This window comes from Paenibacillus chungangensis (assembly GCF_042675905.1).
GTDB lineage: Bacteria > Bacillota > Bacilli > Paenibacillales > Paenibacillaceae > Pristimantibacillus > Pristimantibacillus chungangensis.
In genome coordinates this window covers 26,847-52,509 of sequence record NZ_JBHTJZ010000034.1, presented here as the reverse complement: position 1 = coordinate 52,509, position 25,663 = coordinate 26,847, and the positions used below count along the sequence as shown (strand labels likewise).

The 25,663-nt window shown below is 53.4% G+C and carries 20 protein-coding genes; 5 read left to right on the top strand and 15 right to left on the bottom strand.

All coding sequences use genetic code 11. From position 1 onward, the window contains the following. Positions 1–965: 965 nt before the first annotated feature. Genes ACFQ2I_RS18480 through ACFQ2I_RS18470 form a run of 3 tightly spaced genes read right to left on the bottom strand, consistent with a single transcriptional unit; the run spans position 966 to position 6,536 of the window. Positions 966–4,085: a transglutaminase-like domain-containing protein gene (locus ACFQ2I_RS18480; protein ID WP_377566821.1), complete on the bottom strand. Its 3,120-nt coding sequence runs from the start codon at positions 4,083–4,085 to the stop codon at positions 966–968. Next, complete coding sequence (locus tag ACFQ2I_RS18475; RefSeq protein ID WP_377566819.1) at positions 4,072–5,466, bottom strand: DUF58 domain-containing protein; 1,395 nt, start codon at positions 5,464–5,466, stop codon at positions 4,072–4,074. The genes ACFQ2I_RS18480 and ACFQ2I_RS18475 overlap by 14 nt, the downstream gene beginning before the upstream one ends. Continuing rightward, on the bottom strand, positions 5,463–6,536 hold the full coding sequence (locus ACFQ2I_RS18470; protein WP_377566817.1) for an AAA family ATPase: 1,074 nt from the start codon (positions 6,534–6,536) through the stop codon (positions 5,463–5,465). The genes ACFQ2I_RS18475 and ACFQ2I_RS18470 overlap by 4 nt, the downstream gene beginning before the upstream one ends. 381 nt (positions 6,537–6,917) lie before the next feature. Between ACFQ2I_RS18470 and ACFQ2I_RS18465 the strand changes: the two genes are divergently transcribed. Beyond that, positions 6,918–7,577 (top strand): hypothetical protein, encoded by a 660-nt coding sequence (locus tag ACFQ2I_RS18465; protein ID WP_377566815.1) that lies wholly within the window; start codon positions 6,918–6,920, stop codon positions 7,575–7,577. Between the two features lie 694 nt (positions 7,578–8,271). On the opposite strand, the gene bcp is transcribed toward ACFQ2I_RS18465, so the two are convergent. From bcp to ACFQ2I_RS18445, 4 genes are all read right to left on the bottom strand, one after another. Then, a complete protein-coding gene (gene bcp, locus ACFQ2I_RS18460) occupies positions 8,272–8,742 on the bottom strand; it encodes a thioredoxin-dependent thiol peroxidase (RefSeq protein WP_377566813.1) in 471 nt (156 codons plus the stop codon). Positions 8,743–8,836: 94 nt separating this feature from the next. Then, on the bottom strand, positions 8,837–9,628 hold the full coding sequence (locus ACFQ2I_RS18455; protein ID WP_377566812.1) for an ABC transporter permease: 792 nt from the start codon (positions 9,626–9,628) through the stop codon (positions 8,837–8,839). 5 nt (positions 9,629–9,633) lie between these two features. Beyond that, complete coding sequence (locus tag ACFQ2I_RS18450; protein WP_377566810.1) at positions 9,634–10,428, bottom strand: ABC transporter permease; 795 nt, start codon at positions 10,426–10,428, stop codon at positions 9,634–9,636. Next, the gene (locus ACFQ2I_RS18445; RefSeq protein ID WP_377566809.1) at positions 10,425–11,498 is read right to left on the bottom strand and encodes an ABC transporter ATP-binding protein; all 1,074 of its coding nucleotides are present in this window, start codon (positions 11,496–11,498) and stop codon (positions 10,425–10,427) included. Before ACFQ2I_RS18445 ends, ACFQ2I_RS18450 begins: the two co-directional genes overlap by 4 nt. Positions 11,499–11,858: 360 nt before the next feature. Here ACFQ2I_RS18445 and ACFQ2I_RS18440 point away from each other — a divergent pair, with 360 nt between their 5' ends. Together ACFQ2I_RS18440 and ACFQ2I_RS18435 are read left to right on the top strand one after the other, a co-directional pair. Next, on the top strand, positions 11,859–12,914 hold the full coding sequence (locus tag ACFQ2I_RS18440) for an LCP family protein (protein WP_377566807.1): 1,056 nt from the start codon (positions 11,859–11,861) through the stop codon (positions 12,912–12,914). Between the two features lie 39 nt (positions 12,915–12,953). After that, entirely contained in the window at positions 12,954–14,261 is a 1,308-nt protein-coding gene (locus tag ACFQ2I_RS18435; RefSeq protein WP_377566823.1) for a glutamate-1-semialdehyde 2,1-aminomutase, read from the top strand. Between the two features lie 90 nt (positions 14,262–14,351). Here ACFQ2I_RS18435 and ACFQ2I_RS18430 read toward each other — a convergent pair whose 3' ends face one another. The 5 genes from ACFQ2I_RS18430 to ACFQ2I_RS18410 all read right to left on the bottom strand — a co-directional run bounded on the left by ACFQ2I_RS18430 (position 14,352) and on the right by ACFQ2I_RS18410 (position 20,252). Then, positions 14,352–15,692, bottom strand: a complete 1,341-nt coding sequence (locus ACFQ2I_RS18430; RefSeq protein WP_377566805.1) for a sialidase family protein — start codon at positions 15,690–15,692, stop codon at positions 14,352–14,354. 24 nt (positions 15,693–15,716) lie between these two features. Beyond that, positions 15,717–17,414 carry an ABC transporter substrate-binding protein gene (locus ACFQ2I_RS18425; protein WP_377566803.1) on the bottom strand — a complete coding sequence of 566 codons (1,698 nt, stop codon included), beginning with the start codon at positions 17,412–17,414 and terminating at the stop codon, positions 15,717–15,719. 21 nt (positions 17,415–17,435) lie between these two features. Next, positions 17,436–18,116 (bottom strand): carbohydrate ABC transporter permease, encoded by a 681-nt coding sequence (locus ACFQ2I_RS18420; protein WP_377566801.1) that lies wholly within the window; start codon positions 18,114–18,116, stop codon positions 17,436–17,438. 222 nt (positions 18,117–18,338) lie between these two features. Next, positions 18,339–19,268 (bottom strand): ABC transporter permease, encoded by a 930-nt coding sequence (locus tag ACFQ2I_RS18415; protein WP_377566799.1) that lies wholly within the window; start codon positions 19,266–19,268, stop codon positions 18,339–18,341. A 51-nt stretch (positions 19,269–19,319) separates the two neighbouring features. Continuing rightward, positions 19,320–20,252: a dihydrodipicolinate synthase family protein gene (locus ACFQ2I_RS18410; protein ID WP_377566797.1), complete on the bottom strand. Its 933-nt coding sequence runs from the start codon at positions 20,250–20,252 to the stop codon at positions 19,320–19,322. A gap of 319 nt (positions 20,253–20,571) precedes the next feature. Here ACFQ2I_RS18410 and ACFQ2I_RS18405 point away from each other — a divergent pair, with 319 nt between their 5' ends. Next, the gene (locus ACFQ2I_RS18405) at positions 20,572–21,246 is read left to right on the top strand and encodes a FadR/GntR family transcriptional regulator (RefSeq protein ID WP_377566795.1); all 675 of its coding nucleotides are present in this window, start codon (positions 20,572–20,574) and stop codon (positions 21,244–21,246) included. A 23-nt stretch (positions 21,247–21,269) separates the two neighbouring features. Further along, complete coding sequence (locus ACFQ2I_RS18400; protein ID WP_377566793.1) at positions 21,270–21,971, top strand: FadR/GntR family transcriptional regulator; 702 nt, start codon at positions 21,270–21,272, stop codon at positions 21,969–21,971. Between the two features lie 156 nt (positions 21,972–22,127). On the opposite strand, the gene ACFQ2I_RS18395 is transcribed toward ACFQ2I_RS18400, so the two are convergent. From ACFQ2I_RS18395 to ACFQ2I_RS18385, 3 genes are all read right to left on the bottom strand, one after another. Further along, the gene (locus ACFQ2I_RS18395) at positions 22,128–23,402 is read right to left on the bottom strand and encodes a methyl-accepting chemotaxis protein (protein ID WP_377566791.1); all 1,275 of its coding nucleotides are present in this window, start codon (positions 23,400–23,402) and stop codon (positions 22,128–22,130) included. Positions 23,403–23,516: 114 nt separating this feature from the next. After that, positions 23,517–24,710 (bottom strand): PQQ-dependent sugar dehydrogenase, encoded by a 1,194-nt coding sequence (locus tag ACFQ2I_RS18390; protein ID WP_377566789.1) that lies wholly within the window; start codon positions 24,708–24,710, stop codon positions 23,517–23,519. Between the two features lie 75 nt (positions 24,711–24,785). Further along, entirely contained in the window at positions 24,786–25,643 is an 858-nt protein-coding gene (locus ACFQ2I_RS18385) for an inositol monophosphatase family protein (RefSeq protein WP_377566787.1), read from the bottom strand. Between the last annotated feature and the right edge of the window lie 20 nt (positions 25,644–25,663).

Below are 25,663 nucleotides of genomic sequence, written 5' to 3'. Positions count from 1 at the left end.
CAATAATGCAGCTCTTTGACACCAAATATTACCAAATGGACACTGGCTATCTGACATGAAGACCCCTAACGTTTTTGGCCTTTGTCCACGGGAAATTATTTTCTGGCAATTCAGATTAATTATTGTGTTAGTTTTTATGCAACGCTACTGAGGCCAGCTACACTATTTTCGCTCGCCAGCCCAATTTCCGCGCTCCAATGTAGGCCAGCTACACTACGTTCTCTCCCAGCAACCTTTTCCACGCATCCAAGCGTATACATACGCTGTGACAAAGTTACTCTCTCTTCATATCGCAAAGTATTATGATCTGCATACATGAAGAAGGGGAGTCCGAAATGTCATAAATGACACAGGGACGCCCCTTCTTCATTTTCTTCCGATCTCCCAAGCTGAACATGGAATGGAACAATCTTTAGCAATCAGCAACCCGTTCAACAGTACGGACAAGCTTAATAGAGCGCGCTCCAGTTCGGCCTGCGCGTCGCCGAAGTGATCGATGCAGAAAGCGGGCAATCACAAGCCCTCCGTTAATCAATCTGGTCAATGCTTTGCTGTTAGCCGATACAACCATTCCACCCGCCATCAACTGCCGCTACTGACCACTCATCGTCTTTAAGCAATGCTCGAGATTAAAATAGGCGAATTCAACTGACGAGAAGAGCAAGATGTCTATCTTGCTTATTCAAATGGATTTCATGTTGTTATTTATACCAAAATGGCATACTTGTCCATATTAACTGGATTTCATGATACTAATTTGACCGAATGTTGGGTTACTACGCGATCTGATCTAATTTAACTGTACTTATTCCATCTGCAGCTAGCGAGAAGGACGATTACAGCATTTTTAATGACACAAAATCCAGTTAACTGTCTTCATGCGGCCACATGATTATAAAGATACAACATTACCGCATGAGCTATATGATCGAACACGAACATCTTCCAGCGTCTCAGACTATAAGCTAAGTGTGGCTGTCCTCAGGCAAGCAACCATGCCGCCTCACGCTTTGCCGGACTGGCTTTCCGACCGCCAATAAACGACGGCAAGTCTCGCGCAGCTCCTCCGGCGATGGCGCACCCGCCCAGCGGCCCTTGCGGCCGAAGCTGGCTTCCTCCAGCCAGCCCGTCAGACGCAGTAGCTCGGCAAGCTGCCCGGGCTGCAGCCCGGCGCCCAGCGCAAAAGCGGCTTCGCGCGCGGTCTGCTGCTGCGCCGGGGCTGGCGCGCGTCGTCGCAGCAGCGCGAAGAGCGCGGCCGCGACGGCGATGAGCGCCGCTCGCTGCTGCTCGGCGGCAGATTGCTCGCCAAGCGCACCGCGGCGCGGCAGCCGGGCGCGGCTAGACGCCAGGGCGGCGGCACGCGGCGACGATGCGGCGGCACGCGGTGGCGATGCGGCGGCACGCGGCGACGATGCGGCGGCACGCGGCGAGACCGGCGCGACAACCAGGGCGGACGCATGCGCCGGCGATACGGCGGTGTGGGTGCGAGCAGGGGCCGGCACGGCGAGCCCGCGCGCGGGCAATTCCGCAGCGGCGCTAGCGCGAGTGGCGTGCTCCGGGGCGCCTTCAAGCGCGGGCCCGGCAGCGCCCCATGGTGCAGCCACTGCAGAGGCTGGCGGGGCCGGGGCAACGATGGATGCGGACGCAGTGCCGCATTCATCGCCGTCCGCTCTTGCGCCGCCCGCTGCGCAGCTGATTGCACCGCCTGCGGCACCGCCCACCTCGCTCAGCGTAGCAAGCCGCGCGTATGCCGCGCTGTAACGGCGCAGCGCCAGCCGTAGGCGCAGCCTGCTACGCCGCGCCGCGAGCACTGTCGCGACGATCAGCGCCAGCGCGGCTCCGCCTGCGGCGGCAGCTGCGGCCGGCGAAGCCGCTGCGCGCTCGGCGGCGTGCTGCGTCGCAGCCGCGAGGGCTTCCGCCCCTCGCGCCGCCGCTGCCAGCGCCGCGACTCCCCCGTGGGCGAGCTCCGCCAGGCTCAGCTCGCTCACCATACCGGCAGCGGATGCTCCGCCCGCTGCCGCCAGCGTGCCGTTCCCTCCCAATGCGGCGGCGTTGGAAGCTGTGGCAACGCCGTCGAATCCCGGCGTTGGATCGAAGGGCACCCAGCCGGCGCCAGGGAAGTACACCTCGACCCACGCATGCGCATCCTTCCCCCGTATCTCGAGCAACTCCCCCGCCTTGTCGGATAACAAGCCATTCGCTTCCATCTTCGGTTCCGCTTCCGGGACCGGTTCGCCGGATGTGAAGCCCTTCACCCAACGGGCGGGGATCCCTTGCGTCCGCAGCATAATTACCATCGCCGTAGAGAAGTGAACGCAATAGCCCTCCCTTTGGATGAAGAGAAAGTGGTCTACGAAATCTTCGCCTTCGGCCGGCATTGCGCTGTTTTCAATCGAGTAGCTGTACGACGTCTTCAAATATTGTTGAACAGCCTTCACCCGATCGTATCGACTTGTTACACCGCCTCCGGCCACTTCGGCAGCCAGCGCCGCGACGCGCGGCGGCATGGATTCGGGCAGCTGCAGGAATGGCGTAATGACATCGTCATGAACGGGCTCCATCGCGTCCCGCTCCTCCCCTTGCTCCTCCTGCCCACCTTCCAATTGGCGTAGCTCCATCTCGTCCGTAACAGGTAGCGCACTCTCCACCGTGTAGCGCTCCACCTTCAAGGTGCTGCTGGGCGGATAGAGAGAGCCCTGCAGCGTATTGCGCACATAGCTGCCAAGCTTCCGTCTGGGATCGACAGCGGTCATATCCGTCACCCGCCCGTCCCCGCCTGCGGCGAACAGGGGCATGGAAGGCTCAGGACGCTCTATAAGTATCGTTTGTTCAATCCAGACGCCATGGTTCGCAAGCTCTGACAGCTTCTTATCCTCCTTCTCAGGAGCACTCGCCATCGCTTCGCGCTCATTCGGCAGCAGCTTGCCGATAGGATGAAGCGACAGCTCCCCACCATCGCTGCTCCACCCTTTCCCATCGTACGTGCTCTTCGCTTCGCCCCGCCAATAACTTCTTACCGGCGTTACCGCACGAAAAATCAGCTCATCGCTATTGGCAAGCGGAGCGCCCAGCCTGCTGTCGTCGAAGCCGTATCCCGACAACGCCTGTCCGAACGGAACGGCGCCGGCATCCCTAATTGTCACGCCGCTTGAACCGTCTCCACCCAGAACAGACAAGCCTTGCTTAAGCGTATCCACAACCGGGACCGTCCAATTGGGCGGCGCCAGCTCCCTCTCCTTCCCCACTGTGAACAAGAGTGAGCAGCCGATAACCATGAGCACGAGGAACATGGAGCCTGCTACCCACTGTCCGCTGAGTCTCTGCGGTTCGCGGGAAGCTGCCTCCATCACTCTGCGCACCCGGGGTACCGTCATCATTGCCGTGAGCAGCAGCCCTTCCGCTACAACCCGAGTCAAGCCTCCCAGTACATCCATCCCCAGCCATATATGAAGCGTAATCAAGTACAGGAGCGTAACGACAGCGAAGCCCAGCGCCGTCTGCCGCAGCCACATAAGCGCTTGCAGCGCCGGAGCCAGCATCGACCAGCCTGCGAACAGCATAAGCGTTCGCATCTCTCCTGACATCGCCCATACACCGGAATTCACAATTCGCTCCGCATCTTCGAACAACAAGGCCGGAAAGCCGACAAGCCAATCCAATCCCGATTGTCCGGCGCTCTTGTAAAGCAGCATCATCGCCAGCAGACAGATGATGGCATTGAGCGGCAAGGACATGCCCCAAGGCAGCTTGAACAGCCCTGCGATCATCGTGCACCCGATGACAAGCAATAGCGGCTCGGGATGGTGGATAACGGTCCATTGTCCGGTACTCGACCATGGCAGCAGCCATTCCGCCACAAGGCTGAACAGCAGCAGGCTCGTTACAATCCGATATAGAAGGGAGGCTTCGCCGCCGTCTTCATGCGAAGCACCTCCGTCAATTCCCCTCGCTGAACTCCCGCCATCGTCCCTGTTGTCGTTCTTGCCACCTGCATCCCCAGCATCCTTATCACGGTCCTTGCTCCCCGATCCCCCGATATCCCGATCGCGGTCATTGCCACTCGTGAGCTCCTTATCCCAAGGCATATGCTCTCACTCCTTCCTCCGTCCCGCCTGCGGAGTCCTCCCCGGTAAGATGAACAGCCCGCCAGATTACACCGATTCCGGCATGCCGGAGCGATTGCTCCGCCTCGCGCATCGCGCCCGTCAGCTTCGACTCTCCGGAGGCCACATGGAGCTGCAGCCTGCATTGCTGTTCCCCGATCGTCCTTGCCAGCTCTCTCCAATCACCCGCTGCTTGCCAGTCGCCTGTGTGAACCTGGATCAGGCAGCCCGCCGGCAGCCCGCTTCTCTCGTCGAGCCACAAGCCGCGCATCGCCGACTTCCGGTCACCCCGAAGCTTCGCCAGTCTGCGGCGCAGCTCTATCATGCTGCCGTCCTCTCCTCTGGCGGAATCGGCGCTCAAGCGACAGGACCATTCAGCTGTTGCAACAACAACATCACTTCCCCGTCTCAAAGCATGGTCGACCGCCTTAATCGCCCAGTTGATACAAGCGTCGAATAACGCCGCATTATCGCCGTACGCAATTCGGCGCTGATCGATGACGATAGCGATTGTGCCGGCTCCCGCTTCCTCTCTCAACTTCGTATATAAACCGCGTCCTCTGGCAGCTGCGCGATAATCGATGCTGCTTAGTGAATCGCCCGCCCGATAAGGACGAGTATCCGGTCCATAACCCGCTTGTCGATGCATGAATGGAAGACCGCTTCTACCGCTCCCGCCTTCGCCGAGATCGCCGCTTATCCTGCGGAAAGGCCTCTCATGCACCGTTCCCCTTCCAAGTTCCCATTCCCCACTTTCCGTCAATGTATCCATCCACGAGTCCGGCAACTCCTTAGGCAGTACCGTCAGCTTCCCTTCCAATCGGAACGTCCGTCTGATCGCCGTTAGGCCGAGCCAATCGCCTACCGTCACGGTTACCGGCTGGAAGTCATATTCGCCTCTTCGCAGCGTGGTCATCTCATAGCTCTCCACCCATTGCTTCCGGAATAGGGGCGTCTCCACCGCGCAGTGCCCACGTGACTTATATTCTATATCGCTGCCGTTCACATATTCATCCTGCACGGCCAGCCACACAACGGGAATCGGCCAGTTGCAGCGCACCGTCAATGTCGACACATTGGATTCGCCGGCCATCATCTCCGAACGGCGCAAGCTGCGCTCCACGGTCAGACTTCCCGCAACGGCAAGAGGTATGCCCCCGCTAAGCGCCGCAATGCTTCCCATTACGACCAGCATGAACCATTCCACCGCCCCGCCACGCAATAGCACGGCCGCACAGCTTCCCAGCAACCCTGCCGCAATGACGCTCCAGGCCAGCTTGCGGGTTCTATAGCGCGGACCGCTCTCCCACACACTTTCTGCATCCTTCCTATAATCAACGTCCCACTCATCCCATTCTCTCATCTCGCTCGCCTGCCTCCGAAGCCGGCTCCTGCTTCGCGCGGGAATGGCGTCTCGCGCACGATTGCCGCCAGAAGGGAGCCGTCCCGCATTCCTTCGGCTCCACTCATTCCGCTTCTGAATGCCAGCCGATGCGCAAGCACCGGTTCGGCTGTCGCCAGCAGATCATCCGGAATGACGTAGCCTCGACCCTCCATATAAGCGCCAGCTTGTGCAGCACGCAGCCAATCCCGCAGCGCCCGCGGACTTAAGCCAAGCGCAAGTTCCGGCGATCGGCGTGTCGCCTCCGCCACCCTGACCATATATTCCATAAGCGCATGATGCATATGCGTCTGTGCCGCTTCCTTCTGCATCCGCAGCCATTCTGGAGGCGTGATGACAGGGCGCAGTCGGGCGGGGTCCTGCCGATTGCCCTCGGCATATTGCTCCAACAGACGCTCCTCAGCGTCCGCTTCCGGATAGCCGATGCTAAGTCGCATCAGGAAGCGATCCAGCTGCGCTTCCGGCAGTGGACTCGTGCCTTGGAAGCTGAGTGGATTCTGCGTCGCGATAAGCATGAACGGATCGGGAAGCCTGTGCGTCTCGCCCTCAATGCTTACTGTTCTCTCCTCCATAGCTTCCAACAGGGCCGATTGCGTGCGCGGCGAAGTCCGATTAATCTCGTCGGCCAGCACGACATTGGCTATAATGGGTCCTGGTCGATAGACAAGCTCACCGCTTCCTCTCTCCAACACTACCCCGCCAATAACATCGGCGGGCACCATATCCGAGGTGAACTGAATTCGTCGGAACTCGCCGCCCATCACTCGCGCAATGCCTTGCGCTAGTACCGTTTTGCCTACGCCTGGAATATCCTCCAGCAGCACATGCCCGCCTGCAAGCAGCGCTGTAATCGTCTGTCTGATCACCGCTTGCTTGCCCAGCAGCACATGCTCCAGCTTCAGCTGCATTCGATGCAGCAGCACTTGCGGCGCCTCCGGCCAATGCTGCAACCCACCGGTATGATCGTCTTCCACTTTATAAACCGTACCATTGCGCTCACGCATTTTGTCCAAAAAATCGGGAGAAACCATATCCTTCTCGCCTCCTAAACAACAGGAATAGTCTATAGCTTCATTCTCCCCAGCTTTCCTATCATTTAGACCTGCTAGACTGCTTGTCCGGCACGATGATTCGGCTGCGCTCGTCCCTCTATCACGCCATTACTTAGGATTTACTAGAGTTACCTCATCTCTCGTTCCGCTTCCGCGCGCGTGATCCGTTGTCGGCAGATTATTATCTCGTCCACTACGGGCTTTCACCGGTACTAGAGAAAATAACGGAAATTAGGAACATTTGATTTTGGTTGTTCGTCTACAAGCGCGGCTGGGGCGAAACGTTTTCCTCGCATCGGATTCACTTATCACCAGGCGAACGTATATGATGGATATTATTGTGAAGTGGAGGGCTGCCCATTGGAGAAGAGTGTTACAGCCATCATCAGCTTCGTTACGATTGTTGTCGCGTTCGGCGCGGGGCTTCTGTTATCCGATCGCGAGTACAGACAGCAATTGACCGAGATAGCTTCCGCTCATCGACAGCTAGAGTCGGCGCTTCAGGAGTCGAATGCACAGCTGGCATCCATGCTTGAGCAGGCACTGCTGGACATCGAACAATTGGAAGCGGATAATCGGGGGCTTCAACAAGCGAAGGCAGAATACGTTGATTTGCTGGAGGAGTTGAACGATAAGCTGCAGCGCAGAGAGGACATGCTGCGGGTGATGACAGACGGACAAATGCCGGACTACGAGGTTCTGGAAGAAGGTGTGAGTGGAACTGTCGTATACGTGAAGGAGACGCCGAATGATAATGAGGAACGCGAGCGGCTGCTTTACAAATTAGGCGCTGCATTCGCCCACTTGGACGCTGTAACCTTCTGGAACGACAAGATGCAAGCAGAACGGTATGTGCGAGGAGAATTGGAACGGAACGAGGATGAGATGCTGCCTCCATATGTCGGCATGTTCGGAGAGATCGTGCGTTCGGACGAAGGAATGCCGCGACTGCTTCTGCACGGATCGACAGGCGGACCGCTTGATTTGCAATTTGGAAAGTATGGAGCTGAAGCAGGGTAACTCTAATGCGCACAAGTGCGAAGGTAGTACTGCCGAGTGGGGATGCGGTCACACTTCACTTCTTCCAGTGTCGTACCACGTTACTCCATCTATTGCGCGTACCACTTTACTCGATCCACTGCTCGTACTGAGCTAGCGTGAGGCGTTCTCGGAGAACCATATGTGCAGCCTGCATGAGGAGCGGGGCGAGGAGGCTTGCACAAGGCATTAGTTGGATGGGGATGCTCCCTTCTTGGGTAAGCAACTGTATTTCATGCCATTATATCGCAGTAAAAGCGGAGATTCAGCTAATTTAGATGGAAAACCTACAGTTACTTTGCACGTTTTCGACCAATTGCACGATTATCCGCTAGATTAACTGTAGGAAATCCATTACATGACTCACATATCACAACTGGAGCACAAAATAGTTACACCAAATCCATTTAGGGCGAACAGGGACGTCGGCGGTCAGCCGCTATCCAGTCGTTTACTATGATGCCAACGGCTGACGCTCAACAATCGCCGTCACTTATGCCAGGCCAGCAGCAGCCACTGAACAACCGCTGCCCCTGACGCGCTCACCAGTCCTTAATCGCCTCATGCTTCTGACGCGCTCACCAGTCCTTAATCGCCTCTTGCTTCTGACGCGCCCGGCTGTCCTTGACCGCCTGTTGCCCCTGATGCCCCTGCTGCCTCAGAGGCAACCAACAACTTACCCGTTCAGCTCGCGCACAGAGGCCAGCACTTCCTCGGCATGGCCCTTCACCTTCACCTTACGCCATTCGCGGACGAGGTTGCCTTCCTTGTCAATGAGAAAGGTAGAGCGCACGATGCCCATGTACTCTCGTCCATACAGCTTCTTCAGCTGCCATACGCCATACTTCTCGCATACGCTGTGCTCCTCATCCGCCAGCAACAGGAAGGGAAGCTCCTTCTTCGCAACGAAGTTCTGATGCGACTTCACGCTATCGGTGCTGATGCCAAGCAGAACAGTGTTCTCCTCCCGGAACAGGCTGTACGCATCGCGCATATCGCATGCCTGCTGCGTGCAGGTCGGCGTCATGTCCTTCGGATAGAAGAAGATGACGACATGCTGCCCTCGCAGTTCCATTAACGATACCGTCTCTCCGTTTGACGCCGGAAGCTTGAACTTCGGCGCTTTTTTCCCTGTTTCCATAGTCATCACTAGACTCCTCTCTAGGTCCACGCTTACGCGCTTATTGATTATTGGCAGCAAGTCCTGGCGAGTTAGCGAGCATTGCGGCACGCGTTATCTATTACGAGCCCGCTCCCCGGTACCGCTTCACGCCATGGTTCCATAGCGCCAGCCCCAGCGTGAAGACGACAAGGCCCATCACTGGCGTAAGCATCGCCAGATTCGACAGATCGTCCGCCTTCTTCTCCAGGAAGTAGGAAGCCGGAATAACTCCGACGAACGCGAAAGGCAGCAGCCATGTGAGCATGAAGCGAATCGCCTTGTTGTAGATATTCACGGGATAACGCCCGTAATTCTGTATGTTGTAGATGAGCGGCACGATACCCGTCGGCGAATCAGAGTAGAAGGATATCGCGCTAAGCGCTGTATAGATCCCTCCGTAGATCAGCACCGCTCCAATGACGAATAACACTAGCATCAGCAGGTCCATGACATGGAACGGCAAGTCCAGTCTGCTCCAACAGATCGCCATAATACTCGCGCCTACGGCGGAGCCCATTAGCGAAGGGGGATCGACATTCTCCAGCAGCACCTGGAACAGGCTGTGTGCCGGTCGAGTCAATACCCGGTCCATCTCGCCCTTCACGACGTAACGTTCGCTGAAATTCCATATGCCGAAGAATGTGCTGAAGATGCCGTAAGGAATCATGAAGAAGCCGTACACGAACACAACCTCGTCTTGCGACCAGCCGCCGAGCGACGGCGTATGCTGGAAGACGACCAGAATGAAGATCAGGTTCATGATCTGGAACAACAAGTCGGAGATGACCTCGATCCAGAAGTCCGCTCGATAGGTTAACCTTGTTTTGGCATAGTTTTTCAGATATTCCGCAAATAATGATGCGTATCTCATCGCTGTTACCCTCCTTGCACGAACAGACGCTTGCGCGCCGCCCGCCATGTCAGCCAGATGGGCAGCAGCAGCAGTGCGAACCACAGCACCTGCAGCCCCAGTACGTTCGCAGCGTCGCCCAGCGGCGTCCGTCCCGTGAAGACGGAGCTGGGCAAGTATGTGATCGCCTGGAATGGCAGCCATTCCATGATCCCCGACAGCCAGCCCGGGAAGAAGGCGATCGGCACGACGACGCCGGAGAACAAGTCTACCATCACTCGCTTCATGCGCATCATGCCCTCGTTATTTTCTACGAAGAAGGCGAACAGCCCCGTCAAGATGTTGATCTGGGAATTGATCAAGAAGCTAAAGAACAGCATGACGAGATAAATTGCCCAGACGAACGGCTCTTCCGGCAGCTTCACCGGGAAGACAAGACAGACGATGAACAGGCCGGGCACCATGAAGAGCAGCAAGCGGAACAAGCCCTCGCCGAAGCCCTGCATCATTTTCACCAGTAAATAATTATAAGGCCGAATAATCTGAATCGCGACGCTGCCGTCCCGTATCTCATTCGCAATCTCCCGGTCCAGATTGTTGAAGTAGAAGGCGCGCGCCATCCAGGACACTGCAATATACGTCGTCATCTGCGCCACCGTAAAGCCCGCCAGTGTCTCCTGATCGCCATAGATCGCTTGCCAGAGAAAGTAATACGCGCCGATATTGATGGCATAGATGACGATTCCGCTATAATAATTGACCCGATAGGCCAGCATCATGAGGAAGCGGATACGGATAAAATCAAGATAAGCGCTCATCATGGCGACGCCACTTCCTCCTTCTTGACTTCCATCGCTTCCGCAGGTTGCTTCGCTACCGTTCCGCTGCTCGCTTCGGCCGATCCCGTCTGGTAGATGCCTCTGACGATCTCATCTGTGTTCGTCTCGAAAATCTTGATATCTCGGATCTCCGCGCCTCCGACTACTCTGCCCATTGCCTCCGATACGCTGACTTCATGCGGCACGAACATCTTCGCTGTCACATCGTTGTCAATCGTCCAGCTGACAGCCAGCCCCGCGGTCAACGCCTGCAGCTTCGTCAGCGATGTGTGGCTGCCGAACTGGAATTGGATCTCTCTCCCCTTGCTCCATCTTGTCTTCAGCTCGTCCAACCCGCCGTCGTATATGATCTGTCCATCGTCCAACATGATGACCCGCGAGCAGAGCGCCTCGATGTCCTGCAGATCATGCGTCGTAAGCAGAATTGTGGTTCCTTCCTGCCTGTTCATCTCCAGCAGGAAGTCTCTGATCTCCGTCTTCACGACGATATCCAGCCCGATCGTCGGCTCGTCCAGGAACAGGATGGACGGATTATGCAGCAGGGACGCCACCAGCTCACAGCGCATCCGCTGCCCCAGACTCAGCTTGCGGACGGGACGATTCAGCAAGTCGCCTAACTGAAGCCGTTCCACCAGGTTGTCCAGCCGCTTCTTGAACTCCGCTTCCGGCACGCGATACACCTTGCGCAGCAGCTGGAACGATTCGATGACGCCGATATCCCACCACAGCTGAGAGCGCTGTCCGAAGACGACGCCGATACCGTTTACGAACTTCTCCCGTTCCTTGTAAGGAATGAAGCCATTCACCTTCAATTCGCCGGACGTCGGTACCAGAATGCCCGTCAGCATTTTGATCGTCGTCGACTTCCCTGCTCCGTTTTCTCCAATATAACCGCATATCTCCCCTTGCGGAATTTGGAATGAAATATCCTTCACTGCCGTCACTTCCCGATAATCGCGCTTGAATAGATCCTTCAGCGCGCCGGACAAGCCCTCGCGATTCTTCTGCACTTTGAATTGTTTGCGCAGATCCTTCACATCAATTGCATGCATGATGCTGTTCTAGCTCCTCTCGCTCGACATTTCCTGGGAAATAGCGATATAATTTGGCCCGATATGATAAAACTTGCATGTCATCCGCGCCTAACGATATAATTTTATGATATGTAATGATACATTACTTCTTGTAAAGCGTAAATGTTTTGGTTGTAAGCATTGAAGGTAAATATACATGTGAGACTCGCCCATCCATATGTTTTTAGGCCGAAGCTTTCTAAGCATCATGCAACTTAAGCAGCTGCTTGGCGTCTAATCGTCAGAAAGATTTCCATTCTATTTGGGCTTTGCCTTACGCCTTCAATCAATCAAACGATAGCTTCACAAAGCATTTTTGAAAGGAGACCAGCTCACAACATGAGTACGCGGTCAAAAAAGAAAAGATCAAAATGGAAATGGTTTTTTATTATTCTCTCAGTAGTTGTAGCGTTGGTAATCGGAGGCGCCGTCTATTGGGGCGCAGGTATATACGGAGAATTGGAAAACTTCCAGAAGTCGCCTGACGAGTCGAGATTCCCTACGCAAGCCCCTGATAAAATTGTCGAAATTCCGAAGTGGGAAGGCAAGGAACGCGTCAACGTCTTGTTGCTGGGCGGAGATGCCCGTGACGCAGCCGAAGGCGAGCCTGCTCGCTCCGACTCCATGCTGGTCGCTTCGATCGATCCCGTCACGAAGAAGGCCCATCTCTTCTCTATCTTGCGCGATACATATGCGAATATTGAAGGATACGGAAAAGGCAGGGTCAATTCTGCCATTACGCTCGGCGGTCCGCCGCTGGCTATGAAGACGGTCGGCAATTTGCTCGGATTGGACATTCAGTACTTCATCTACACCGACTTCGAGGGATTCAAATCGCTTGTCGATACGATCGACGGCGTCTGGTTCGAAGTGGAGAAGGACATGCGCTACCGCGACAATGCGGACGGGAACCGCTACGATATCGATCTGAAGAAGGGCTATCAGCTGCTGGACGGCGACAAAGCGCTGCAATACGTCCGCTTCCGCCACGATGCATTGAGCGACTATACCCGAACGGAGCGTCAGCGCAACTTCTTGACAGCTGTAGCGAAGAAGCTGCAGTCCACCTGGAACATTATACGGATGAAGGAAATATTGGAGAGCGTCTCCCCTTATATCGAGACCAATATGTCCGTTAGCGATATGCTTAAGCTGGGACAACTGGGCGTGAATATGAATATGGGTGGCACAGCGCAAATTCCGCCAATGGAATTGGTCAAGGAAGAGAGAGTGAACGGCTCGGACGTCATCGGTATTCGCAGCGAGGATGCGTTGCTCGGTTACGTGCAAGAAGTGCTGTCGAAGGACGAGTCGCAGCCGGAGCCGGAACAGTCCGCATCTCCTGACGGGGAGAGCGGCAGGACTGACGGGAACAGCGGAAGCACGACCAACTAACAACAATGAATTACACGGAAGGAGTTCAATACCGTGACTATGAACAGACCAACATCGGACGCGCTATACGAGCAAGCGCTGGAGCATATCGTAGGGGGCGTCAACAGCCCCTCCCGCTCCTTCAAGGCGGTGGGCGGCGGTGCCCCCGTCACGATGAAGCGGGCCGAAGGCGCCTACTTCTGGGACGTGGACGATAACCGGTACATCGATTATCTGGCGGCTTACGGCCCCATCATTGCCGGACATGCCCATCCTCATATTACGGAAGCCATCATTCGCGCGGCGCAGAACGGCACCCTGTACGGTACGCCGACGGAGCTGGAGATCAAGCTAGCCCGCATGCTGAAGGAAGCCATCCCTTCCATGGACAAGGTGCGGTTCGTCAATTCCGGCACGGAAGCCGTTATGACCACCATAAGAGTCGCTCGCGCCTATACGAAGCGCAGCAAAATTATTAAATTCGCCGGCTGCTATCACGGCCATTCCGATCTGGTGCTCGTAGCCGCCGGCTCGGGCCCCTCCACGCTTGGTATTCCCGACAGCGCGGGCATTCCGACGAGCATCGCGCATGAGGTCATTACCGTGCCGTTCAACAATCTGGACGCACTGAAGGAGGCGCTGGAGCGGTGGGGCGACGATACGGCAGCGGTCATGGTGGAGCCAATCGTCGGCAACTTCGGCATGGTCATGCCCCATGAAGGCTTCCTGGAAGGGCTGTGCAAGCTGACGCGCGAAGCCGGCGCGCTCGTCATCTACGACGAAGTGATCAGCGCCTTCCGCTTCCACTATGGCTCGGCTCAGACATTCGGCGCCTTCAAGAACCATGCGGCAATCGAACCGGACCTGACCGCGCTGGGCAAGATCATCGGAGGCGGCCTGCCGATCGGCGCCTACGGCGGACGCCGCCACGTCATGGAGCAAGTTGCGCCGCTCGGTCCCGCATATCAGGCGGGCACGATGGCGGGCAACCCCGCTTCCATCTCCGCAGGCATCGCATGCCTGGAGGTGCTGCAAGAGCCGGGCGTATACGACCGGATGGACCGGCTCGCGTCCCGATTGGCCAGCGGTCTGCAGCAGGCGGCGGATGTGCATGGTATTCCGCTTGTGATCAATCAGATTCGCGGCTCCTTCTCCGCGCACTTCTGCGACCATCCCGTCACCAACTATGACGAGGCTCAGGACACCGACGGCGAACGATTCGGCCGCTTCTTCCGGCTCATGCTGGAGCAAGGTATCAATCTGGCGCCATCCAAGTACGAGGCGTGGTTCCTGACGACCGCTCATACGGATGCGGACATCGACGCCACGATTGAAGCCGCCCGCAAGGCGATGGCCTCCCTAGCCTGAGTCATGCATCATTCTCCTCCTCAACCAGGAGAATGGAAAAGCGCGGGAACTCCGGTTAGGGGAGTTCTCGCGCCAGTGCCAGGTTAGCAACTATGATTTTAACCAATCCAATGTGAAGGTGCCGAATTGAATGTCCATGTTATTCCAATCGCTATAGTCATATACACGTTCATACAGAACTCCGATTTCTCCGCTCTTCAACACCGTTAGACAGGAATAACCGTAATAGCCGTCTTCGATCACTTTACTGTAAGGCCATGTCTCCCCGCCGTCTTCACTCAAGCGAACCGTGCCTTTGACTCGCGTCTTCTCATCGGCCGGATTGGAGAAGAGCACACGCACCTTGCCGTCGCCCAGATCGGGATACAGAATGACACTGGATTGGCAGATGGGATCGATAAGCGCATGATCGAACGTCACTTCACCCCAGGTCTCTCCGCCATCTCCGCTCACGGTTACCGCAGTTCGTTGAAGACCATAGTGATTCCTCAGGAAATACTTCAACTCGCCTGTCGGCAATTCGATAACTTGCGATTCCGTCAAGTACTGCTTCCCTTCGGAGATTGTCTTCGCCGAGAGCGCTTCGCCGTCCAATTCTCTTCCATCATTCGGTGACGCACCGCGTTGCCAAGTGACTCCGTGATCGTCACTATAGATACATGCGCATGAGAGATGCCCCGCCTCGTTGGAGAAATAGATCGGGAATAACAGTCGGCCGGCATGATTACCGTGCTTCAACTGAATGCCGCAGCCTGGTCCGGATCCGATGAATCGCATCCATTCCTCTTTCACCATACCATTCAATTCTTTTGGCTTCGACCAAGTAAGCCCGTCGTCATCGCTTTGGATGATTTGCAAAAATGATGTTCTCGCTTCGAGCAGACTCTCTCTCGGATCAATCCCCTTCTTATAATACATATTCCCCCGAGGCTCGCCACACTTGAACACATATCCTTCGGTATCCACCTTATAATCGGTAGCTTGCCCTTGCGAGTCCACGACCTCGCCGTTCTGTTCAAGGAAATATACGTTCCCTTCCTCATCATACAGCGCTCTGCGACCTTGCGCGTCGAATCCTATACCGGGTTCGCTTGCCCGCAGACCGATTCCGCCTGGCGTGTGACTATAAAGCATGAAGATCGTGCCAGTATGACTGTCCTGCAGCAGCGCCGTATCAATCGCCGCCGCACCGTCCAATCCTTCCCCGGCGAATGACACCAGTTTTTGCACAGGTCCCCATGTTCGACCGTCATCTTCACTTCTTCGAATAGAAGCGTCAATCTGGTTCGGATTATCCGTCTGGTCAACGATTCTTGCATCAATGCCCGCAATAACAGTTCCTTTATTCGTCGTAATCATAGACGGGATTCGGTAAGCTCTTGACTGAGCCAAGTTCGGGTAAAATAAAGCTTGCGTTTCAATGTTCGGCATACGCGCAATCTCCCTTTTGCTTGATTATTCGGCTAACAGATCAGATACTTTCGGCGCCTTCTCCAGTTCGGCAAGCGTTTCTTTCCCGCCATTATTCATCCAGCTTTCCACATATTTATCCCATTCTTTGTCAATATCGATTTCCCCGACGATCGCTTTCATTCGGAACTCATCCACAATCGTATTCAGTTGTCCGCTGTAACGCTTGGAGATCTCTGGCAAGTTGGTTTCATTCAGGATATCCCATTTGTACGGACGAATCAGCATCTTCTCTTTAATATCCTCTCGAGCGTAGAACTCATCTTTCAATTTAAGCGTATATTCAGAAGTGAACCATTTCACTCTTTCTTTACTGTACGTGCGGAAATTATAAGCCCAGAATCCGGAGTTGCCTTCTTCCTGCGCATATTCCGGAAGCACTTTCAGAGCAGATTTCTCCGGTTCGCCTTCCCACTTGGAATGAACGCCCACTTCACCGTATAGCGTCCATCTGGCTTCATCGTCATGATTAATATAATCAAAGATTTGCAAAATCCTTGCCAGTTCTTCATCGGTCACATCTTTCGACACGTAGAACGCATCGGCCAAATTCGTAACAGGCAGATAAGCTCCTAAGCCTTGCTGGCCGTCCTTTCCAATCTCAGGCGCCATTGCCAGCACCTTTGCCGTAGAATCCGGGTTTTCTACAATATTTTGAGGCGCTCTTCCTTTGGCCCAGTCATCCATTGCGATATATGCAGGTTGTGTAATGTAATAGCCGACTTTACCTTGCTTGTATTTTTCCCAGCCCAGTTTTTCGTCCAGCGTCGTGAACTCCGGATCAATAATACCCATATCATACCATTTGGCCATCAATTTCAGGAATTCCTTATACTTTTGCGAGATCTCGGTGACGACGAGTTTATCATTCTCAACGAAATTGTAGCCTCTATAGATCCCGAAGCTGCCCATTAGCGTACCGGCCCAGTTCAAGTTATTGTTAGCCGGCAGGAGGCCGTAAGTGTCATCTTTTCCGTTTTGATCCGGATCATTAAAAGTAAAGGCTTTCAAAATTTCTTCTAATTCTTCAATCGTATAAGCGCCTTCCGTGAAGAGAATCTTTTCGCGCCCGCCGCTCGGTCCAACCGGTTTCATCTCGCCCGGAGGTTCAATACCCAAGTTCTCCAGCCAGTCCAGGCGGAGCGTCGGTCCCCAAGCCAATCCGTCAACATGGGAGTATTGACCGATTAATTGCAAGTATTCATTATCTGTGCCTTTCTTCAGGTTCATGATGGGTCCAGGCGGATTTTCAGACAGCATCTTCATATAACGAGGAGCGTATTTTTCCAGCATCTCCTTGGGAATCGTTCTCGTTAATCCGGAATCATACAGCTGTTGCGCATTTTTTCCGCTTGTCGTAAAGGCGAATGTATCAGGCAAGTCGCCTGAAGCTACCATTAAATTGACTTGATCGGCATTCCACGTATCTACTTTGGTGTTCACAATCTGAATATTGAATTGCTCCTCCAGCCTTTTCTGAACATAGCTACCGTCCTCGGCTTTCCCTTTCGTTATGGAGCCGGATAGCTGCAATGTGAGTTTCTCCGAGAAATCCCCCGGCTCCGGAAGCTTCGTCAGATCAGCTTTCACTTCCGTATTCTGTCCGCCCTCATTACTGCAGCCCGTAATCGCTATTGCGGCCGATAGCATAACCACCGCGGCATATCGCATTCTCTTCTTCATTTTTCTTCTCCTCCTTTTGGATTATCCCTTAAGCGAACCGATCATTATGCCTTTGATGAAATACTTCTGAACGTATGGGTACACCATAACGATGGGTCCGATGGATATAATGACTGTTGATGCGCGCACATTGCTCAACAATAAATTCTCTGTCGCTCCCCCTCCGCCGCCGATGGCGCCGGCATTGGACGATTGCGAGAGATCAAGTGCTGTCAGCATATCTCTGACAATGATTTGAAGAACGGTTTTCGAAGAATCCTGTATGTACACCATCGCATGGAACCATTCATTCCAATGGTATACAGCCGCCCACAGAGCAATCGTAGCGAGCACGGGCTTGGACAACGGCATGATGATTTTCGTAAGTATCGTAAAGTAGCTTGCGCCATCCACGACCGCCGATTCTTCAATCCCCTTATCGATCGTCATGAAGTAATTTCTCATAATAATGATGTAGAACACATTCACCGCAGACGGTAATACAAGGGCCCATCTGGTGTCGAGCAGTCCCAGATTCTTCACTAGCAAGTAATCTGGAATAATTCCCCCTGAGAAAAACATTGCAATTAAGAAGAAAATGGTAATTGTGTTGCGATACGGCAAATCACGCTTAGATAGCGGATACGCTGCCAGCACGGTAAATCCAAGTATCAAAAGCGTTCCTGCCAGCGTACGAACAATTGTGTTGACATAGGCTTGCATAATATCCCCATAACCAAACACGAATCGATAGGCGTCCATGATCCATTGTTCAGGCCATAGATTTAATCCTAAGCTCGAAGCCGCCACCGGATCCGAGAACGACAGAACGAATGTCTACCAGAAGGGATACAGAACAAGAATCGAAAACACAACGAAGCCTGCCATTAAAACCATTTCGAAGAGCGAGAATTTTTTTGCGCTCGCCATATGTTTTCCTCCTTTCTACCAGATACCATGCTCGCTTTTTCTACGGATGATCGCATTCGCACCCAAGATGAAAATGACGCCGATGATGTTCTTGAACAATCCGACCGCGGTAGCATAATCGAATTGGAATTGCTCAAGACCGCTGCGGTATACGTAGGTATCGATAATGTCGGCTACTTCGTAGACAAGCGGGTTGTACAAGTTCAGAATTTGATCGAATCCCGCATTCAGAATGCCGCCTAATCGAAGGATGAATAAAATAATGACCATAGGCATGATGGATGGCAGAGTAATATGAAGCATTTTTTTGAATCTGCCTGCACCGTCCATGTCGGCCGCTTCGTAGAGCGAAGGATCGACAGATGCAATCGCCGCCAGGTAAATAATCGCACCATAGCCGACTTCCTTCCAAATATCTGTCAATAGGAGCACCGGAATAAAGTAAAGCTTGCTGGATAGAAAGTGAATCGGATCTCCGCCAAAGGAAGTGATGATGAAGTTTACGATTCCTCTTTGGGGCGAGAACACTTCAATAATCATGGCCGATAAAATGACCCACGACATAAAGTGCGGCAAATAAGAGATTGACTGGGTAACCTTTAAAAATTTTTGATTTCGGATTTCATTAAGCAGCAGTGCAAATAAAATCGGTGCGGGGAAAGCAATGATGATTTTTAAAATACTAATCCAAAGGGTATTGCTTAACGCTCTGATAAATAAAAAGTCCGAGAAAAGCCTAGTAAAATGATCGAATTGATTCCAAGCGCTCCCCCAAATCCCAAGTCCTGGTGAAAAATCTTTAAACGCAATGAGAACCCCATACATAGGAAGATAGTTGAAAACAAATAACATAATGACGGGAAGCAGCAGCATGAGGTAAAGCAATTTCATTTTTTTCATTGGCTGTAGCGTAGTTCTTTGAACCGTTTCAGTTTTTTTGGACATGGTTCCACTCCCACTATAAAATAGTGATTTCATCCAGCGGCCTCACCCTCTTCAAACTTGGAGAGAGGTATAAGAGGCCGTAAGCTTCTCAATTTCTCCGTTCAGCTCAATTAATCGTTCCGAATCCGCCTCTCCTATCGGCAATAGCGGCAATCTCGGAACTCCCGTCTCGATCCCTCTTAGGCTTAGAATAGCTTTGCATGCGCCGTATAGAGACGGGAAGCTCAGCAGCTTGCTGATGATTGCGTTAATCTTGCCTTGCAACTGCTGAGCTTTATTAATTTCGCCCTCCCGGTAAAACCGTTCCAACCGGCAAAACAATTCAGGCATGACCCCATAGGTTCCGCCGATTCCACCGTCCGCGCCCATAATTCTACCGCCCAAATATTGTTCATCCGGCCCGTTATAGACCAGAAGCGGTTTTTCGGCATTTGCTTTAAATTGTTGAAGCTCGAACACGCTTTCCCCGGACATTTTGATCCCGATGACTTTATCTTGCCTGGCCATTTTCTTAAACAACGTTTGGGACAGATGAAAGCCCGTTGTTTGCGGGATGTTGTAGATGATGAAAGGCAAAGAGGTACTGTCTATCATTTCCTGCCAATGCCGCTCGACAGACGCTTCCGATAATCGGTAGTAGATGGCAGGGACGCTAGAAATGGCGTCAACACCTACCGATTCAGCATGTACAGCCAGCTCAACGCTTTCTTTCGTAGAATTCGCTCCTACATGAACAATGATGATTAGCTCCTTCGCCACTTCCTCCATAACCGCTTCCAGAACTTGTTTTCTTTCTTCTGTCGAATGAAGAATGCCCTCGCCAGAGCTTCCACCCACATACAATCCCTTAACACCGGTAGACGCATAATAACGTGCTAATTTCCTTACTCGTTCCTTGCTCACCTTTCCAGTGTCGTCGTAAGCCGAATACATTGCGACGAAGACGCCCTTATATTTCTCTGTATCCCATTCCCTAACTGTCATTCCTTCACCCCATTTCTTTGATGTTCATGTTGTGCCATGCGTACGTCCTTCTCTGTCGAATTGGCGACATACGCACCTCACTCATACTTCAATCTTCTGGTCAGACCAGCTTTATCGATAAGATTACAGCATGTTTGTAATCGCTGTCAATACATTTTTTAACTCTAGTTTTATTGTTTTAATCGTTATCTTGCTGCATTTTGCAATGGATAAGAGCTTCCGCTAAGCGCTTCAGATATTGACAATTCCATTGCCAACACTTACGATCTTAGCAGGTAGTATGACCACTGAATGAACACACTATGAAGCGTGGTGGACAATGCATATCAAAAAAACATCTCTCGTGGATATCGTTTATGACCGGATTAAAGATTATATTGTCGAACATGAGTTGCAGCCAGGAGACCGCCTTCCTGCCGAGAAAGAAATGATAGAAACGCTGGGTGTAAGCCGCGCGGTCGTTCGAGAAGCTTTGAAATCGCTTCAGATGATGGGAATTATAGAAATCAAATCAGGACAAGGCATCGTTGTCGGAGAGCTATCGGTCAGGTCAATCTTTGAACAAATCGCTTTCCATTGGAAGATTGGCGGCAACAATTTCAAGGAACTGCTCGATACCCGATCTATACTTGAGCTCGGCGCTATTGATCTAGCGATTGCACATTACGATACGAACAAGCTCGATGCGATCGATCACTGGAACCAGGTGCTTCTGGGGAGGATCGAACGGAATGAAAAGCCGCAGCATGAAGATCTCCAATTTCACCATGCTTTGTTTCTGGCAACCGGCAATGACACCTACTGTCAATTAAGCCAGGTCGTACACCACTATTTCAGCCTCAGCCAGCTTGATAAGATTAACCATTTGAGCGATTATGAACAAGCCTATGAACAGCATAGCTTAATCCTTCACTGGATTCGGAAGAAAGATGCTCCAAGAGCCAAGCAATGCATGCTCGCACACCTTCAACCGCTGTACCATTATTTGAAATAGAATTTATTTAGGTGGTTACATCCATGAAACCGATTCAGAAACACGAACGTTTAACGCTCAGCAAAATCGTGAGCGAAAATCTAAAAGAATATATTTTAAACTATCAGCTTGAACCGGGTCAGAAGCTTCCCTCTGAACGAGATCTGGTCAAGATGTTGAATGTCAGCCGAACCGTGCTTCGTGAAGCGCTTCGCATTCTGGAAAGCACGGGTATTATCACTATCAGACATGGTGAAGGGGCTTATGTGCAAGACGACAGCAATTTGACTTCTCTCTTTGAACATATGATTTTCATGTGGAAGCTCGGCAACAAAACACGTGGCGACTTGCTTGAATTGCGGCAAATTTTTGAATTGACTGCTATTGAACAGGCCGTGCAGAGTGCAAGCGACGAAGACTTGGAGGCGCTGAAGCAATTGGCGCTGCGGATGCAAGCTTTTACAGACACGAAATCGATTCAAGATGCGGACATCGAATTCCATCGCGGTCTGCTTAAGGCTACCAACAACAAGCTTTTCGTTCAAATGACTGATCTCATTATCGAGTATTTCGCGAATGTTCCGCATGATCACATGAGCGTCACAGAGCGCGACAAATCGGTAAACGATCACCTGCAAATTGTAGAAGCCTTGCGTGAACGAGATGCGGCAAAGGGCAAGCAGCTGCTGACAAGCCACTTGAATTATTCCAAGCAATACTTGCAATCCGTCAATGAGTCGCTATAAGTCTTTCATATGAACGTAAAGTCGGCAAATATGAGGCTGTTTCAGCTTGCAAGGAGTCTGCCGGCTGAGACAGTTATCAGCACAAAAAAGCCAGCCCCTGATAAAGGAGCCGGCTCTTATTGTTATTGTGCTTCTGGGCATCTGTCCAAGCATCGGTCAGGTACGGAAATACGCCGCTTTCTGCAGCAGGTCGGTAGACTTCGCCCGAAGCTCGTCGGTGGAAGCGGCAATCTCCTCCATAACGGCAGCTTGCTGCTGGGATGCTGCGAAGATATGCTGAGCGCCGCCCCGAATATGATCCGCCGCGCCCGCCACCTTGCCGGTCTGCTCGCGGGAGGACTCTACCTGCTGCGTCTGTTCCGCAAGCCCGACAGCCATCATCTCCACCGCTCTGGCTACCAGCTCCGCTTCCCGCTTCACTTCCATGAAAGCGACAGCGAACTGCTCGCCTTGCTTTGCTTCCTTATGGGACACCTCGTATTGCTTCTCGATATAACCGACCGCATTGCCGACACCGGTCTCTACCTGCTCCACCAGCTGGCGGATCTCATCTACGGCTTTGCCGCTTCGATCAGCCAGCGTCTTCACTTCGTGCGCGACGACGACGAAGCCTCTCCCCTCCTCACCGGCGCGGGCCGCTTCGATAGCGGCGTTCAGCGCCAGCAGATGCGTCTGATCGGCAATATCCCCGACAACTTCGGAGATGCTGCCGATCTGCTCCGCCAGCAAGCTCATCTTCTTCACTACGTCCATGGCGCTCTTGTTCAGCTCTTCCAGATGGTGCATGCCGTCTACTAGCGAGCGGAACACTTCACCGCTCTGATCTGCTGTTGTATTCATATGTATGGATCTCTGCTTCGTCTGCAGCGCTTCTTCTTGCATATCCAGCGAGGACTGATAGAGCGCATCTGCCGACTCATTGAGCCGTCCCGCCGCTTCAGCCTGCTCCCCCGTTCCAGTCGTAATCTTCTCCGATTCATTCGCCAGACCTTCCAATTGAACAGCGGATTGCGTAATCGCGCCTTGCAGCTCCTGGATGTGGCGATCCGTCAGCATCGAATTCTCCTTAATTCCCTTCACGATCATGCTGAACTGCCCCATCATGAATTGCAGCGACTCGATCAGTTGTCCCATCTCATCCTTCGACTTCACCGGAATGTTCACGGCGTTCAGATTGCCCGTTGCCGCTTCCTGCACGGCCGCCGTAACAGCTTGCAGCGGCTTCAGCAGCATCTTCGTCGCAATATAGCCGAATAAGCCCGTCCAGAATATACCCATCGCCAACGTGCCGACGATAAAGACCATATCCGGAATTTCAGGGAATATATCCATTAATACAAGTAAAAAGAAGGCGCTTGTGCTATACGTCACGATGGAACATGCCGTAATGCCCAGCACCATTTTTCCTACAATACCGAACCGCAGCTTCATAACCGAAATCCTCCCGACAAAGATGGTATGATTCACTTTATCTTACCTTACCATCCTAGCACCCACTGTGATTTTTGTCACTATTTGCTAGATGATGTCGGAGGGATTGGCACATCATGGCCATGTGATGGAAATCAATCTGTCGTCCTCGGGAGCGGGGAAGCCTCGGCCGTCCTTATTGTTCGTAATGAAATAGAGCCGGTCGTCCTTCAATCTCACATCACGAATACGCCCTTCTCCTTCGTGCAGCTTCTCCATCGTATCGGTGTCCGGCGAATAACGGTAGATCGCCTCTCCGCGCAAGCCGGCAATCAGCAGTCTTCCTTCCGCATCGATCAACATGCCCGAAGGGGCGATCGTCTCCATCCCGGTATGATATACGGGGGAAATCATTCCTTCTTGCGATTGCTCCCCTATGAGCATCGGCCAGCCGTAGTTGCTTCCAGCAACTATGAGATTAATCTCATCATGTCCGCCTACACTTCCGGACGGCCCGTGTTCCGTGCTGTACATGACGCCCTCCGCCGTCCACGCCATGCCTTGCGGATTACGGTGCCCATAGGTGTATACATAGGAATCCGCTATCGGATTATCTTCCGGAATGCCTCCGTCCGGAAGCATGCGCAATATTTTACCCGCCAGACTGGACTTGTCCTGCGCCAGCGACTTCTCCGCCGCATCGCCGGTCGTGGCGTACAGCATGCCGTCCGGTCCGAAGGCGAGCCTTCCTCCGTTATGGTACAGGCTGCCCGGTATATCCTCCAGCAGCGCCCGCTTCTCCTGCCATCCCCCTTCTTCATGTAGAAGGAGTACGATACGATTCTTCGCCTGCCCTTGCTCCCGATACGTATGATAAGCATAGGCTTGACGGGATTCCGCGAAGTCCGGCGCAAGCAGGAAGCCCAACAAGCCGCCTTCTCCGTCATGGTGAACTGGCTTGGCGAGCTGCAGCTCCTCCCGAACCAGCGTCCCCTTGCGAACCGTTATCACCCGCCCTTCCCGTTCGCTCATATAAATATCGTCGCCGTGGAAATCGATCGACCATGGAATCGCCAGTCCTTCCGCTTCAATCCGGTAAGGTTCGCCCCTCGCTTCGCTTCCTTCGTCTTCCAGCGCACGCTCCTCCTCCACATTCTCCGCCGACTTCTCGCCTTCATCCGCCGAGGCGGACGGCTGCGGTCTAACGTCCTCCGCCATGCCGCCGCTGTCCCCGCCTCGATCCCGGCAGCCTGCCGCCAGCACGGCTATGACGATCAGCATGATTATGCCAGCGTGTGCGGCCAGCCGCTTGCACCTGTTGCTTGCCACATCGATCTCCTCCCTTCCGTTAGCACATGTGCCATTCTATGCGAAAGAGACAGCCCTTACAGCTGTCTCCCTCTGCTACTCTGCTGATGTCTCCGCTTCCTTCAACGCCGTCAGCAGTTCGTCATGTATGCGTCCATTACTCGCTGTCACGTTCCTTACCGCCAGACTGTATGGCTCGCCGTTCATATCGGTCACCGTCCCGCCGGACTCCTGGATAAGTAGCGAACCTGCAGCCATATCCCAGCTATTCAGGCCGATCTCCCAGAATCCGCTTAGCCGCCCGGCGGCCACATACGCCATATGCAGCGCTGCGGAACCCGCAATACGCAAGTTGCGAACTTTGGGAGCAAGCTGATTGATTCCTCGCAAATTAAGCGGGAGCGCAGCTTGCTGATCCGGCGGCAATCCCGTCGCAACCAGACTCTCCCGCAGTCTCTCCTCACTAGCAACGCCCATCTTGCGGCCGTGTACGTAAGCGCCCTTGCCCTTCTCTGCGACGAACAATTCATTCCGCATCGGATCGTATACAACGCCTACAATCACTTCGCCATGATGGGCAAGCGCGATGGATATACAGAAGAACGGAAAGCCGTGCACGAAGTTGGTCGTGCCGTCAATGGGATCGACAATCCATAAATATTCGGCGTTACGGGCTTCCTCCAGCGCTTTCACCGAAGCATCCGGTCCCGGCTCCACGCCTTCTTCGCCCAGGAAGGAATGGTGGGGGAAGTGGGTCGCAATCAGATTGCGAATAAGCCGCTCCGAGCCCTTGTCCACTTCTGTCACGAGATCCTGCGAGGAATATTTCGACTGTAATTGATTATAGTTGCCAAGCTTGGTCTTGATCCATTCTCCTGCCTTGGAGGCACAGTTGATAGCGACAGCGGTGAAGCTCTTGCCGCCTACCACAGAGGCGTTATGCTCTTCGTTCACGCTCTATCACTCTTCTTTCT

What these genes read in the sequence shown, in the direction of transcription:
- ACFQ2I_RS18480 (WP_377566821.1), bottom strand. Translation starts at nt 4,085, where the DNA reads ATGCCTTGGGATAAGGAGCTCACGAGTGGCAATGACCGCGATCGGGAT.
- ACFQ2I_RS18475 (WP_377566819.1), bottom strand. Translation starts at nt 5,466, where the DNA reads ATGAGAGAATGGGATGAGTGGGACGTTGATTATAGGAAGGATGCAGAA.
- ACFQ2I_RS18470 (WP_377566817.1), bottom strand. Translation starts at nt 6,536, where the DNA reads ATGGTTTCTCCCGATTTTTTGGACAAAATGCGTGAGCGCAATGGTACG.
- bcp (WP_377566813.1), bottom strand. Translation starts at nt 8,742, where the DNA reads ATGACTATGGAAACAGGGAAAAAAGCGCCGAAGTTCAAGCTTCCGGCG.
- ACFQ2I_RS18455 (WP_377566812.1), bottom strand. Translation starts at nt 9,628, where the DNA reads ATGAGATACGCATCATTATTTGCGGAATATCTGAAAAACTATGCCAAA.
- ACFQ2I_RS18450 (WP_377566810.1), bottom strand. Translation starts at nt 10,428, where the DNA reads ATGATGAGCGCTTATCTTGATTTTATCCGTATCCGCTTCCTCATGATG.
- ACFQ2I_RS18445 (WP_377566809.1), bottom strand. Translation starts at nt 11,498, where the DNA reads ATGCATGCAATTGATGTGAAGGATCTGCGCAAACAATTCAAAGTGCAG.
- ACFQ2I_RS18440 (WP_377566807.1), top strand. Translation starts at nt 11,859, where the DNA reads ATGAGTACGCGGTCAAAAAAGAAAAGATCAAAATGGAAATGGTTTTTT.
- ACFQ2I_RS18435 (WP_377566823.1), top strand. Translation starts at nt 12,954, where the DNA reads ATGAACAGACCAACATCGGACGCGCTATACGAGCAAGCGCTGGAGCAT.
- ACFQ2I_RS18430 (WP_377566805.1), bottom strand. Translation starts at nt 15,692, where the DNA reads ATGCCGAACATTGAAACGCAAGCTTTATTTTACCCGAACTTGGCTCAG.
- ACFQ2I_RS18425 (WP_377566803.1), bottom strand. Translation starts at nt 17,414, where the DNA reads ATGAAGAAGAGAATGCGATATGCCGCGGTGGTTATGCTATCGGCCGCA.
- ACFQ2I_RS18420 (WP_377566801.1), bottom strand. Translation starts at nt 18,116, where the DNA reads ATGCAAGCCTATGTCAACACAATTGTTCGTACGCTGGCAGGAACGCTT.
- ACFQ2I_RS18415 (WP_377566799.1), bottom strand. Translation starts at nt 19,268, where the DNA reads ATGTCCAAAAAAACTGAAACGGTTCAAAGAACTACGCTACAGCCAATG.
- ACFQ2I_RS18410 (WP_377566797.1), bottom strand. Translation starts at nt 20,252, where the DNA reads ATGACAGTTAGGGAATGGGATACAGAGAAATATAAGGGCGTCTTCGTC.
- ACFQ2I_RS18405 (WP_377566795.1), top strand. Translation starts at nt 20,572, where the DNA reads ATGCATATCAAAAAAACATCTCTCGTGGATATCGTTTATGACCGGATT.
- ACFQ2I_RS18400 (WP_377566793.1), top strand. Translation starts at nt 21,270, where the DNA reads ATGAAACCGATTCAGAAACACGAACGTTTAACGCTCAGCAAAATCGTG.
- ACFQ2I_RS18395 (WP_377566791.1), bottom strand. Translation starts at nt 23,402, where the DNA reads ATGAAGCTGCGGTTCGGTATTGTAGGAAAAATGGTGCTGGGCATTACG.